This window comes from Collinsella aerofaciens (assembly GCF_025289055.1).
GTDB lineage: Bacteria > Actinomycetota > Coriobacteriia > Coriobacteriales > Coriobacteriaceae > Collinsella.
In genome coordinates this window covers 106,620-119,318 of record NZ_JAESIQ010000002.1, presented here as the reverse complement: position 1 = coordinate 119,318, position 12,699 = coordinate 106,620, and the positions used below count along the sequence as shown (strand labels likewise).

The following is a 12,699-nucleotide window of genomic DNA, read 5'->3' as shown; positions in this document are numbered from 1 at the left end:
GTCGTTAGCTCAGTTGGTAGAGCAGGGGACTCTTAATCCCAAGGTCCAGGGTTCGAACCCCTGACGGCCCACCACACGATATCTCCTCTAAAGTCCGCCATAACGGACTTTAGCTTTGGGTCGTTAGCTCAGTTGGTAGAGCAGGGGACTCTTAATCCCAAGGTCCAGGGTTCGACCCCCTGACGGCCCACCAAAGCATGTTAAAGCGACTGGCTTAAGCTGGTCGCTTTTTTGTTAACCTCGCATGGGGTCGAACCCGAAAGGGCGCGGCCGCTTTCACAGATCGAGCCTACCCTGGGGATCGGTAAAACCGTCAGTACCCTCCTTGAGTTTCTTCTCGTCTGTCTTCACGCGACGCTCGTGCTTTTTTGTATCCTCGGCAGGCGGTAGGTTCTCGGGGACAATTCCGCGGTCGATGAGGCTGCCACGCACGCTCGTGTTGTTCTCGACGTGCTCTTGCTTGATCTGGTCCAGGCCGTACAGGTCGTGTTCCTCGGCGTTGAAGGCCGTCATCGAGTTCGTAAGGTCCTTTGCTTTGATGAGGACATCGGCTAACCTGTCCGCCAATGCCGCTCTCTTGGGTACGCCGAGCTGCTGCTTCATTTCCGCCGTGCTTCTGCCGCCGAATAACGCCTCATCGCCCTTCGACTTGATGATCGCGAATCCTTTGGAGTCCACGCCGCGTTTGAACGCAATACCCGAGAGCTGTTTCTCTGAATCGGATAGCGAGTGACGCGCCTGCAAGCGCTGAATCTCTGCGAAGCGCTGCTCTATGAGCTCTTGGCGGCGCGTCTGCACGGCAAAGTATGCCTGGGCGAGCGCGATCTCTGGCTTGTTTGAATCTCCGTTCTGTGCGATTAAATAGCATGCATAGCGCGTAAGTTTGTAGTCTTTAACCGCGCGAGCGGCGACACCGGCAGTTACCATTTTCGTGGTGTCACGAAAATGGGAATCAACTGGAGTTTTGTTTGTTTCGCATGAGACTTTTGCCCTCTTAACAACTTCGGCGAAGTTCTCCCATCGAGTGTACCCCATGGGTTCCATTAAATCGCGTGCGAGCCAATACTCAACGCCGTCTTCCACATTGGCGTAGCTATCAAGTTCGATACGCCACTTCTCGATATCTCTACTGTCCATATCTCCTCCTCGCTGGTCTATTTTCTATGCGGGCTTTGTCCGCTCTGTATTCAGAATAAGGATACGCTGTCGTGCGGACACGAATGGGCCCCGTGCTGCTTCGAGCTCACGGGGCCCATGGATATCGATTGGTTGTGTTCTGCTTTAGATAGGTGTCCGGTTTAATCCGCTCGATAGTGCGACCCGAGACTTTCGGTTCGCTTGCGCATGGCTTTGACCATTTCCTGTGCCAGCTGAATCTGCGATTGCAGGCGGGCGAGGGCAGCGATTTCGCTGTCGTTGGCATGTGGCTTATTTAGAGCCGTGGCTTCGTCTTGCAGGCTTTCAAGCTGTTGCAGGGCCTCGGATAGGCCTGTTTCGGTCCTGTTGATCATGCAATAGGTGCTCATCGTGTGCCTAAGGCTGTGTGTCAGGCGTTCGGCATCTGTTGTGGCAATGCCGTACTGGGGGAGGGTGATATCCGCCTTCAGGGCTGCCTCAGGCTCTTTCTGCGCTGCAAGGGCTGCCGATGCGCCCGCGACGCGCCCGAACACGATGCCGTTGGCGCTTGACAAGCCACCAATGCGGTCGGCGCCGTGCATGCCGCCTGTCGCCTCGCCGCAAGCGTAGAGGCCCTCAACGCCCGTGTGCGCGGTCTTATCGATCTTGATGCCGCCGTTAGCGGCGTGGGCATACATCGCAACGCGCATCTCGTCGGTCGGCGCGATGCCGTGCTCGTCTTGCAGCCAGGTGGCAAAGGTCTGCACAAACTCTGGGACATCCTCGCGGGGGAAGTCGTAGTGGAGTGCCAGGCCTTCGGCACCTGCCTGTTCGATGACGAGATCGATAGCGCGGGAGGCCAAGCGTGACGTGAAGGGACCATATCCAGAGCGCTGCTCGAGCAGGTCGTCCAGCTTGTCGTCGGCAATATCTACCGGCTGGTCTACATGCACGTAGCGCCAGGTTTTCTCGTTGAAGACCAAGTTACGCCTGGGCTCGATGAAGCCAGGCATCATCTGCATGAACTCTATATTAGTAAGTGTTGCGCCGTGCGCCAGTGCGATGGCCTGCGAGGAGCTGAGCACATCAGCCGACGTAAGGCTGCGCTCGAACAGGCCGCCTGTGCCACCGGCTGCGATGATCGTGGCCTTGGCAGCAAAGGGCACGATTCGATTTTCGGTAAGGTCGTAGAGTACGGTTCCGGTTATTCTGCCGTTCGTGTCCTCAACAAGGTCGATAAGCTCATGGCGGGGGAGCAGGCGAATGCCGAGCGACTCGATCCAGGTCGTCAGAGCGTCCTCAAGGGGCTTGCGGGTGAGGCCGCGCCACATGCGCGTCTTGTGGTCAAAGCAGGGGATAAATTGCTTTTGTTGAGCACTCTTGGCGCTTTGCGGACGCTGGAGCTCAACGCCCAGGTCTTGCTCGAGCCAGTCAATCGCTTGGGGAATGCCGTGGACGAACGTTTGGACGAGTTCGGGGTCGGCAACGCCGCCGCCGACGGCCAGGATGGTGTCGATGAGGTCCTGCTCGTCGTCTTCGTCGACGGGACCGATGAGGCCGAGGCCCCAGGTACCCGGGAAGAAGCTCGATCCACTCATGGTCTTGCCGGCGCTTGCCACAGTGACGGTTGCACCCGTGCGTGCCGCTTCGATGGCGGCACAAAGGCCCGCAATGCCAGATCCAATTACCAGTACATCAGTCGATTCCATCGGATTCCTTTCTCGTCCGGCGCATTGTCGCACGGGTGATCGGCAATGGGGCCGCAAAGACCCGGCAAATCGGTAAAGGGCAAATATGGCAGGTGGGCGTCATGGACGCTCTGACGCTCCATCTCATCACATCTTGCATTTCGCCCCAGCTGATATATCGGCATTAGCTACCCTGCGCCAGCGCAAACAAAAAGAGCCGCTACCCGGGTGGGTAGCGGCTCCAAAGCTCAACTATATGAGCATCGCGCGGGCGCGATTAGGCCTTGAGGGCCTCCTCGACGGCGACAGCGCAGGCGACGGTGGCACCGACCATGGGGTTGTTGCCCATGCCGATGAGACCCATCATGTCGACGTGCGCAGGCACGGAGGAAGAACCGGCGAACTGGGCGTCGGAGTGCATACGGCCCATGGTGTCGGTCATGCCGTAAGAGGCAGGGCCGGCGCCCATGTTGTCCGGGTGCAGGGTACGACCAGTGCCGCCACCAGAAGCGACGGAGAAGTACTTCTTGCCAGCCTCGAGGCGCTCCTTCTTGTAGGTGCCAGCGACGGGGTGCTGGAAGCGCGTGGGGTTGGTGGAGTTACCGGTGATCGAGATGTCGACGTTCTCGTGCCACATGATGGCAACGCCCTCGCGGACGTCGTCGGCGCCGTAGCAGTTGACGGCGGCGCGGGGACCATCGGAGTAGGGGATGGTCTCGACGACCTTGAGCTCGCCCGTGAAGTAGTCGAACTGGGTCTTCACGTAGGTGAAGCCGTTGATGCGGGCGATGATCTGAGCAGCGTCCTTGCCCAGACCGTTGAGGATGACGCGCAGCGGCTTCTTGCGAGCCTTGTTGGCGTTTAGAGCCAGGCCGATAGCACCCTCAGCGGCAGCGAAGGACTCGTGACCGGCCAGGAAGGCGAAGCACTCGGTGTCGTCGGAGAGCAGCATAGCGCCCAGGTTGCCGTGGCCCAGACCGACCTTGCGGTCCTCGGCGACGGAGCCGGGAACGGTGAAGGCCTGGATGCCCTCGCCGATGATGGCGGCAGCCTCAGAAGCGGACTTGGCGCCACGCTTGACAGCGAGAGCGCAACCGAGGGTGTAGGCCCACTCGGCGTTCTGGAAGGCGATGGACTGGGTGTTGTTGACGATCTCACGCGGGTTGAAGCCCTTGTCGGTGCAGATCTGCAGAGCTTCCTCGAGGGAGGCGATGCCGTTGTCGGCGAGGCACTTGTTGATCTTGTCAGCGCGGCGCTCGTAACCTTCGAACGTAACAGTCATAGTTATTTCCCTCCCTTTCTACTCGTGAACCGGGAACACGCTGGCGACGGAGTGAGTCTCCTCGTCGGTGCGCGGGTCGATGTACTTGGCAGCGTTCTCCCACTGACCATAGTGGCCCATAGCGCCAGCGATGGCCTCCTCGGGGGTCTTGCCGGCCTTGACGGCGTCGGTGAACTTGCCGAGGTTCAGGAACTCGAATGCGATGATCTCGTTCTTGTCGTTGAGAGCCATGCGGGTGACGTAGCCCTGAGCGAGCTCGAGGTAACGAGCGCCCTTGGCCTTGGTGCCGAACATGGTGCCGACCTGAGAGCGAAGGCCCTTGCCGAGGTCGTCGAGGGAGGCGCCCACGGGCAGGCCGCCCTCGGAGAACGCGGTCTGGCTGCGGCCGTAAACGATCTGCAGGAAGATCTCGCGCATAGCAACGTTGATGGCGTCGCAGACGAGGTCGGTGTTGAGGGCCTCGAGGATGGTCTTACCGGGAAGGATCTCGGAAGCCATGGCGGCAGAGTGGGTCATGCCCGAGCAGCCGATGGTCTCAACGAGGGCCTCCTCGATGATGCCGTCCTTGACGTTCAGCGTGAGCTTGCAGGCGCCCTGCTGAGGTGCGCACCAACCCACACCGTGCGTAAGACCGGAGATGTCGGAAATCTCCTTAGCCTGGACCCACTTGCCCTCCTCGGGGATGGGTGCGGGGCCGTGGTATGCACCCTTGGCAACGGGGCACATGTTCTCCACTTCCTGTGAGTACTGCATGCCTCTCCTCTCTATCGTGTTGGCGTCCCGTCTGGGGGTCGTGGCTGGCGATTGCCGGGCGACCCTTCGAAAGGGACATGACATGCAGCCCCTATAATACCGCGAAATGCACGGAATATTCGGCGAACGGCTCAGTTTTCGTAGCGAGAAGTCCGGAAGTTTTAATTGAAACGGTTTAACTCTATGTTCTGTGGTCGTGAGTTTCCGTAGAGGGGGTCCGTCTTGGGCAAGCTTTTGGTCCGCTCTTGCAAGCGTTGCAGTGGTTGACCTGTTGCAACGGTGCCGTTCGCCGCCTGTTTGCTGCCTTTGGCCGCGCGAGTGTATTGTTTTGCGTGAATGTTTTGATGGCACGCTTCAATCGTGCTGTATTGGATGGTAAGCAGATCCCGGCGAAGGGAGCGCCATGCAGCGCGTTTGGAGAACGGTTACCGGCTTTTACCATGTCTGTGCCCGCGGTGTGGGCAAACAGCTCATCTTTGAGGGCGATGAAGACCGGTGGGAGTTTTTGGAGCTGATGCGCGAGCGCTGCCGCGAGGAGGGCGTGACGGTTATCGCCTGGTGCCTTATGGGCAATCACGTGCATTTGGTGCTTGCAGATTACGAGGACAGGATGAGCGCGGCAATGCACCGGCTGCTTTTGACATACGCGCGGCGGTTCAATAAGCGCACGGGGCGCACAGGCCATCTGTTCCAGAACCGTTTTGACCGGCGTTCGCTCGATACCGATTGGCAGGTGATGGAGGCTATTCGCTCCGTACACGCCGATCCGCAGGAGGTGGGCGTTAGCCTAATCGAGCGTTATCCCTGGAGCAGCTTTGCGGAACATCTGCGTTCTTACGACGGTGACGCGGCCGATGTCGCGAGGGGATTTTCTGATCCTTCTTGCGTGCTTGAGCTTTTTGGTTCTGCCGAGGGCTTTATTGCCTATTCGCTTTCGACGCCCGACGGCAGTGAGCCAGCGCTGTGCGATATGAAAGAGACGGAATGGGAACGCCACGCCTTTGCCGACAAGATGGCGAAGGAGCTCGGGGTTCCGCTTCGTGGGGTTAAAGTCGCACCGCCGGCGCAGCGCGATACCGTTATTTTTGGATTGCACGATGCCGGTTTTACGGTGCGCCAGATTGAGCGGTATACCGGGATTGGCAAAAGTACCGTCTCTCGTATCGTGCGCGCCCGCGCGCGAACGGCGATGCGGGCTGGCGGAAACGTGATGTAAGGTCGCCTGTTCACCGCAGTTGGGGTCGTCCATACGCCGCAACCAGCGTTCAAAAGCTTGGTACGGTAACTGCACTTCTTAATATGCATAGAACAATCGTCATCTTGCATAAAATAACAGCTCAGTCCGGGTTTGCCCGTGCCTACCCCCGTCTGCGCCGTGCAAAAAACGGAGTTTTCAGCATCGTGGTGCTGTCGGCACTGCCGCAGTCTTGCAACATACGGGTCCCGAAGCTATTTATGCCTTCCGATGCGCCTCCGAAGCGCATGTATGTGATCCCTGAGACCGCGATGCTTGTTCTAAAACACAATATATATGCGCCTGGAGACGTTGATTAACGCTTTCGATGCGTATACATACAGCTTGGCGTGCTGAATACTCGCAAAAATGCACGTCGCACCCTATGGGACCCGTCTGCGGCAGGCGCGAAGCGAGTCGGAGCTCAGCAGAACGGGGCTTGGCGCATTGCTTGGCGGGCCCGGGGCCCTGCCGCAGGCCTTTGGTGCTGTGGAAAACGCCCGTGTTCGCGTCTGGCCGTGTGGTAAATGACAGACGGGGCGCCGGACGCGCTGATTTTGTGTGTTCGTGCTCATTAGGAAAAACAGAGCCGCCCGTATCGGGCGGCTCGGCAATCAAAAACCTTGGATTCGGAGCATACGCTACTGGTTAGCTTGCCCCTCGAGCATGCCGTCGAGGGTGCGCCAGGCGAGCTCGGCGCATTTGACGCGGGCGGGCATGTGCGAGATGTCCTGGAGCTGGGCGGCTTCGTCCAGGTCTTCCAGGTCCTCCTCGGAGAGCTTCTCGCCGCGGATCATGGCGAGGAAGAGCTCTGCTAGGCGGCGAGCTTCCTCGACGGTCTCGCCGGTGATGAGGTCGGCCATGATGTCGGCGCTGGCCTGACTGATGGCGCAGCCGTGGCCGGTAAAGGAGGCCTCCTCGATCACGCCGTTCTCGACGCGCAGCTGCAAGGTGAGCTCGTCGCCGCAGCTGGGGTTGATGCCGTCGTGCTCGTGCGTGGGGGCATCCATCTCGTACTTGTAGTCGGGGTGCGAGTTGTGCTCCATAAACGTGGTGGAGGTGTACAGATTACCCATTGAACGTGCTCCAAACGTGATGCAGGCCGGCGATGAACTTATCGATGTCGGCCTTGTCGTTGTAGAAGGCCACGCTGGCGCGGCAGCAGGCGAGGTTCTCGACGCCCAGCCAGGTAAGCAGCGGCTGCGCGCAGTGGTGACCGGCACGGATGCACACGCCGTCCATGTCCATGATGCTCGCGACGTCGTGCGGGTGGATACCCTTGACGTTAAAGCTGACGACGCCGTGATGGTTGTCCCAGTAGATGGAGCCGATGATCTGGACAAAGTCGAGCTGCATGAGTTCGCCCATCAGGTAGTGGACGAGTGCCTGCTCGCGTGCCTGGATGTTTTCGTAGCCAACCGTGTTGACGAGGTAGTCGAGTGCCGCACCCGTGGCGAAGATGCCGGCGGCGTCCTGCGTGCCGGCCTCGAACTTCTCGGGGACGGGCGCCCAGACGGCGTCCTGCTCGGTGACGGAATCGATCATTTCGCCGCCGGTGAGCATGGGCGGCATGGCGTTGAGCAGGTCCATCTTGCCCCACAGCACGCCGATGCCCATGGGGCCCATGGCCTTGTGCGCGCTAAAGGCAAAGAAGTCGGCGCCCAGGTCGGCCACATCGACCGGCATGTGCGGCAGCGACTGCGCGCCGTCGACGACCAGATAGCCGCCGTACTTGTGCACGAGCTTGCCGAGGTTCTTGACCGGGTTCTCGACGCCCAGCACGTTAGAAACCTGACCCACGGCCAGGATCTTGGTCTTGGGTCCAACCTTGGCAAGAACCTCCTCGGTGGTGAGCTGGCCGGTCTTAGTGGGGTAGATGTAGACGAGCTTGGCGCCGGTCTCGCGGCAGACCTGCTGCCACGGAATCAGGTTGGAGTGGTGCTCCATGATGGTGATGACGACCTCGTCGCCGGGCTCGAGCACCGTGGGTGCAAAGCTCTTGGCGACCAGGTTGAGCGACTCGCTCGTGTTGCGGGTGAAGACGACCTCGTTGGCCTGTGAGGCGCCGATGAGCTCGGCGATCTGCTGGCGGACCTTCGCGATGGCGTCGGTTGCCTCGACGGACAGCGAGTACAGGCCACGCAGGGGGTTGGCATTCATGCGCTGATAGAAGTCGCGCTCGGCGTCGAGCACACAGGCAGGGCGCTGCGCGGTGGCGGCACTATCGAGGAAGGCGATCTCGGGGTGCTGCTGGAACAGCGGGAACTGCGCCTTGTAGGGGTTGGTCTCGATGTCTACGGTGGGCCAGCCGCGCGAAGCCTCGTCGCTGGCGTCGAGCTCCATGGGCTCGGGGGCAGTGCAGGTATCGCATTTAACGTGCTCGGTGTCGATCATGCGAGCTCCTCTTCAAAGTTGTCGATCAGGTTGTTGCCCAAGCGGACGACGGCGGCGCGGGTGCGCTCGTCGGTCGCGGAAAGCGCGGCGTCCTCCAGCTTGGCGCGGATGAACAGGTCCTCGGCGGCATTTTGGTCAAGGCCGCGGCAGGCGAGATAGAACAGCTGCTCGTCGCGGACGTGGCCGATGGTAGCGCCGTGGTTGCCGGCGACGTCGTCCTCGTCGCAGAGAATGACGGGAACGGTCTTGTTGTCGACGCCCTTGTTGGCCAAGAGCACCGTCTCGCGCTCGGTGCCGACGGCACCCTTGCAGCCGTGCACGAGGTCGATGGTGCCGCGGTAGACCTTCTTGGACGTGCCGGTCAGCACGCCGTTGGCGTCGATCTCGCACTCGGTCTTGCGGCCGCGGTGGCGCAGCTCGTAGTTAAAATCGCGCACCTGCTCGCGGGCACCTAGGTAATCGGTATCGATCGTTACCTTGGCGGTGTCGCCCAGAAGGTCGCCGGCAAGGCCGGTGGCGCTGGCGCCGGCACCCAGGACGGTGTGCTGCACGTTGACGCGCGCGCCCTCGTCCAGGAACAGACCGGTGTCGTCGAGTGCGATCCAGCTGTCGTCGAGCGTCTGCGTGCAGGTCACGTTGACGGTGGCGTACTCGTGAGCGCACACCCGCAGCACGGAGCCCACGACGCCCTGGCCGTTGACAGGGGAGTCTAGGGCTAGAGCGAGGTCGAGCGTTGCCTGCGGACGGGCGACGACATCGATAGCGGCGATGGCCGCGGCGGCGTCGACACCGCTCACGCGCACACTAACAGTGGCGTGCTGGTATGCGGGCACGTCGATGACGATGCGCTTGGTGGCATGGTCGGCCAGGTAGGTGTAGGCGGCCTCGCCCATGCCGGTCTCGAAGGCTTCGGCAGGGGAGAGTTCCTCTTCGAGCTTGATGGCGCCGGCCTGGTAGACGGAGGTTGCGGGCACGTCGAGCTCGGTCTCGGGCGTGATGCGGGCGCGGTCGGCGGCGTCGCCGGGGGCGGAGGCGCGGCGCTCGGGGAAGCGCTCGGCCATGGCCTCCATGGCGGCGTTAAACGCGTCGGCCATGCCAGCAAACTGCTCTTCCAGGCCCTCAACCTCAACGGCCTCGGCGGGAGCGGTGGCAAGCTCGTCTGAAAGCTCGAGCTTGGTCTGGTTCATCTTGAGCCAACCCCAAGTGGCGGCCGGCATAGCGTTGACCTGCTCGAGCGTGGTGGCAGCGGTGTTGGTTTCCTGTTTCATTATCCGATCGCTCCTTCCATCTCGAGCTTGATCAGGTTGTTCATCTCGACGGCATACTCAAGCGGCAGCTCCTTAGAGACCGGGTTGGCAAAGCCGTTGACGATCATGGTGCGGGCCTCTTCTTCCGAGATGCCGCGGCTCATCAGGTAGAACACCTTGTCGTCTCCGATACGGCCGATGGTGGCCTCGTGGCCGATATCGACGTTCTTGGCGCGGATGTCCATGGCGGGGATGGTGTCGGAGCGGCTCTGGTCGTCGAGCATGAGCGACTGGCAGCTCACGGTTGCCTTAGAGCCCTCGGCCTTAGGCGTGGCCACAATGGAGCTGCGGAAGGTCTGGATGCCGCCGCTCTTGGAGATGCCCTTGGTCTCGACGGTCGCCGAGGTCTCGGGCGCGTTGAGCACGACTTTGCAGCCGGTGTCGAGGTTCTGGCCGGCACCGGCAAAGGTGATGCCGGTAAAGCTCGAGCGAGCGCGGCGGCCGTTGAGCACGCTCATGGGGTAGAGATAACCCACGTGGCTGCCAAAGGAGCCGCTGATCCATTCGATGTCGCCATCCTCGTCCACGCGCGCACGCTTGGTGTTGAGGTTGTACATGTTTTTGGACCAGTTCTCGATGGTCGAGTAGCGCAGGTGTGCGCGCTTGCCCACAAAGAGCTCGACGGCGCCGGCGTGGAGGTTGGCCACGTTGTACTTGGGCGCGGAGCAACCCTCGATAAAGTGCAGGTCGGCATTGTCCTCGACGATGATGAGCGTGTGCTCAAACTGGCCGGCGCCCTTGGCGTTAAGGCGGAAGTAGCTCTGCAGCGGGAAGTCGAGCTTGGTGCCCTTGGGCACGTAGACAAACGAGCCGCCCGACCATACGGCGCCGTGCAGGGCCGCAAACTTGTGGTCGGTGGGCGGGATGAGCGTCATAAACTTCTCGTGGATGAGCGGCTCCCACTGCGGGTCGTGCAGGGCCTCCTCGATGCCGGAATAGACGATGCCCATCTTGGACGCCGTGTCCTGCATGTTGTGGTAGACCAGCTCGGAGTCGTACTGCGCGCCGACGCCTGCCAGGTAGCTGCGCTCGGCCTCGGGGATGCCCAGGCGCTCAAAGGTGTTCTTGATGTCGTCGGGCACCGACTCCCAGTCGTGCTTTTGGTCGGTGTTGGGCTTGACGTAGGTGACGATGTTGTCCATGTCCAGGCCCTCGATGGAGGGGCCCCACGTCGGGTCGGGAAAACGATTAAAAATCTCGAGGGACTTGAGGCGCAGGTCGAGCATCCACTGCGGCTCGTCCTTTTTGGCGCTGATCTCGCGCACGATGTCGGGCGTGATGCCGGCGTCGAGGCGCTCGAATCCCTCCTCGCCATAGGTGAAGTCGTAGAGGCTGCGGTCGATGTCCGCGACCTCGGTGCGGTTCTTGGTCATTGCGTCGCCCCTTTACGCCTGCTGCTCGGCAGCGGCGGCTTCGGCCTGGGCGCGCTGCTCGGCGGCCTCGCGCTCGAAGGTCTCAAAACCGTTCTTGTCGATCCAGGGAATGAGCGAGGCGTCGTCCTCGCGTACGATGTGGCCCTTGACCATAACGTGGACGCGGTCGACATCCAGGTGTTCCAGGATGCGCGTGTTGTGCGTGATGATGAGCATGGAGCCGTCGCAGCTCTTGCGGTACGCGTCCATGCCGTGGCTGACGGTGGACAGGGCGTCGACGTCCAGGCCGGAGTCGGTTTCGTCCAGGATGGCGAGTTTGGGCTGCAGCAGCAGAAGCTGGAGCATCTCGACCTTCTTCTTCTCGCCGCCCGAGAAGCCTACGCCCAACTCGCGGTTGAGGTAGGCGGTATCCATGTTGAGCTCGGCCGCGAGCTCCTTGACGCGACGGCGGAATTCCTTGCCCTTCATCTCCAGGCCGGGACGGCCGGCGATGCTGGCACGCAAAAAGCTCGACAGCGGCACGCCCGGAATCTCGACCGGGGCCTGGAAGCTCAGGAACAGGCCGGCGCGCGAACGCTTGTCGGTGGTGAGCTCGGTGATGTCCTGGCGGTCAAAGACGATACGGCCGTCGTTGACCGTGTAGACGGGGTCGCCCATGACCAGGTGGCCCAGGGTGGATTTGCCGGCGCCGTTGGGTCCCATCAGCACATGGGTCTCGCCGGCGGCGACGTTGAGGTTGACGTTGTGGAGGATGGTCTTCTCGTCCACGGAGGCGGTCAGACCTTCGATGGAAAGCAGCGGATTTGCGCTCATGCTGTCCCTCTCTGTATATGGTGTACTCATAGGTGTACTAAACCCTAGGAATCTTCTCGGAATAAAGTTACTATGGGTTCGGCGTTAGTCAAGGGAAAACCCGACTAATCCACTCGACTTTTTAGATGAGGGACATAAAATCAGGTTTGTTTGCCCCGCGTGCATAGGATTTGGGACAAACAAGCCTGGTTTTGTCCCAGTAACGATGGGAGGGTAGGTATGCTCATTTCTTCTAAGGGCCGCTATGCCCTCCGACTGATGATCTATATCGCGGCGCTGGGCGACGCCGAGGGCAAGATTGCCCTGCGCGAGGTTGCCGACCGCGAGCATATCTCGCAAAAGTATCTGGAGCAGCTGGTTCGTCCGCTCATGAAGGCGGGCCTGCTTAAGAGCGTGCGCGGTAAGGGCGGTGGCTACATGATGGCCAAGGACCCGGCCGAGGTGCGTGCCGGCGACATCCTGCGTGCCGTCGAGGGCAGCACGGCTCCGGTGGCGTGCGACGGCATCGACAACAGCTGCACCCGCAGCGATTTGTGCTCGACCGTCAAGTTCTGGCGCGGTTTGGACGACGTGATCGAAAAGTACGTCGACGGCGTGACGTTGGCCGACTTGGCCGCCGTTCCCGAGATCAACTTTGACATTAAGCTGTAGGTTGAGCGCAATTCCTTAAGATTTCGCGGAGGGTTGTTGCCGTTTACCGAGGGGTTGTTGTGCAACAACGGGCGAGCTGCAATACTTA

11 protein-coding genes and 1 tRNA gene are annotated in these 12,699 nt (G+C 61.0%); 3 read left to right on the top strand and 9 right to left on the bottom strand.

Features of this window, described 5'->3' with window-relative positions; genetic code table 11:
- The first annotated feature begins 117 nt into the window (after positions 1-117).
- Positions 118-193: transfer RNA gene (locus JMJ97_RS01445), tRNA-Lys, on the top strand.
- Positions 194-276: 83 nt separating this feature from the next.
- Here JMJ97_RS01445 and dinD read toward each other — a convergent pair.
- The 4 genes from dinD to JMJ97_RS01425 all read right to left on the bottom strand — a co-directional run bounded on the left by dinD (position 277) and on the right by JMJ97_RS01425 (position 4,839).
- Positions 277-1,137 (bottom strand): DNA damage-inducible protein D, encoded by an 861-nt coding sequence (dinD, locus tag JMJ97_RS01440; RefSeq protein WP_260698900.1) that lies wholly within the window; start codon positions 1,135-1,137, stop codon positions 277-279.
- Positions 1,138-1,298: 161 nt separating this feature from the next.
- Positions 1,299-2,825, bottom strand: coding sequence for an FAD-binding protein (locus tag JMJ97_RS01435; protein ID WP_260698899.1), 1,527 nt, complete (start codon positions 2,823-2,825; stop codon positions 1,299-1,301).
- A gap of 256 nt (positions 2,826-3,081) precedes the next feature.
- Complete coding sequence (locus tag JMJ97_RS01430) at positions 3,082-4,086, bottom strand: GGGtGRT protein (RefSeq protein WP_006235553.1); 1,005 nt, start codon at positions 4,084-4,086, stop codon at positions 3,082-3,084.
- Positions 4,087-4,104: 18 nt separating this feature from the next.
- Positions 4,105-4,839: an iron-sulfur cluster assembly scaffold protein gene (locus tag JMJ97_RS01425; protein WP_006235554.1), complete on the bottom strand. Its 735-nt coding sequence runs from the start codon at positions 4,837-4,839 to the stop codon at positions 4,105-4,107.
- A gap of 403 nt (positions 4,840-5,242) precedes the next feature.
- Between JMJ97_RS01425 and JMJ97_RS01420 the strand changes: the two genes are divergently transcribed.
- Positions 5,243-6,055 (top strand): transposase, encoded by an 813-nt coding sequence (locus tag JMJ97_RS01420; RefSeq protein ID WP_260698898.1) that lies wholly within the window; start codon positions 5,243-5,245, stop codon positions 6,053-6,055.
- Between the two features lie 659 nt (positions 6,056-6,714).
- On the opposite strand, the gene sufU is transcribed toward JMJ97_RS01420, so the two are convergent.
- The 5 genes from sufU to sufC are packed head-to-tail and all read right to left on the bottom strand — an operon-like array spanning position 6,715 to position 11,960.
- The gene (sufU, locus tag JMJ97_RS01415; RefSeq protein ID WP_260698897.1) at positions 6,715-7,149 is read right to left on the bottom strand and encodes a Fe-S cluster assembly sulfur transfer protein SufU; all 435 of its coding nucleotides are present in this window, start codon (positions 7,147-7,149) and stop codon (positions 6,715-6,717) included.
- Complete coding sequence (locus JMJ97_RS01410; RefSeq protein ID WP_260698896.1) at positions 7,142-8,467, bottom strand: aminotransferase class V-fold PLP-dependent enzyme; 1,326 nt, start codon at positions 8,465-8,467, stop codon at positions 7,142-7,144. Before JMJ97_RS01410 ends, sufU begins: the two co-directional genes overlap by 8 nt.
- Complete coding sequence (locus JMJ97_RS01405; protein ID WP_260698895.1) at positions 8,464-9,735, bottom strand: SufB/SufD family protein; 1,272 nt, start codon at positions 9,733-9,735, stop codon at positions 8,464-8,466. Before JMJ97_RS01405 ends, JMJ97_RS01410 begins: the two co-directional genes overlap by 4 nt.
- Positions 9,735-11,147 carry a Fe-S cluster assembly protein SufB gene (gene sufB, locus JMJ97_RS01400; RefSeq protein WP_260698894.1) on the bottom strand — a complete coding sequence of 471 codons (1,413 nt, stop codon included), beginning with the start codon at positions 11,145-11,147 and terminating at the stop codon, positions 9,735-9,737. Before sufB ends, JMJ97_RS01405 begins: the two co-directional genes overlap by 1 nt.
- 12 nt (positions 11,148-11,159) lie before the next feature.
- Complete coding sequence (sufC, locus tag JMJ97_RS01395; RefSeq protein ID WP_117839753.1) at positions 11,160-11,960, bottom strand: Fe-S cluster assembly ATPase SufC; 801 nt, start codon at positions 11,958-11,960, stop codon at positions 11,160-11,162.
- 219 nt (positions 11,961-12,179) lie between these two features.
- Here sufC and JMJ97_RS01390 point away from each other — a divergent pair, with 219 nt between their 5' ends.
- Entirely contained in the window at positions 12,180-12,611 is a 432-nt protein-coding gene (locus JMJ97_RS01390; protein ID WP_055310594.1) for an RrF2 family transcriptional regulator, read from the top strand.
- Positions 12,612-12,699 lie beyond the last annotated feature (88 nt).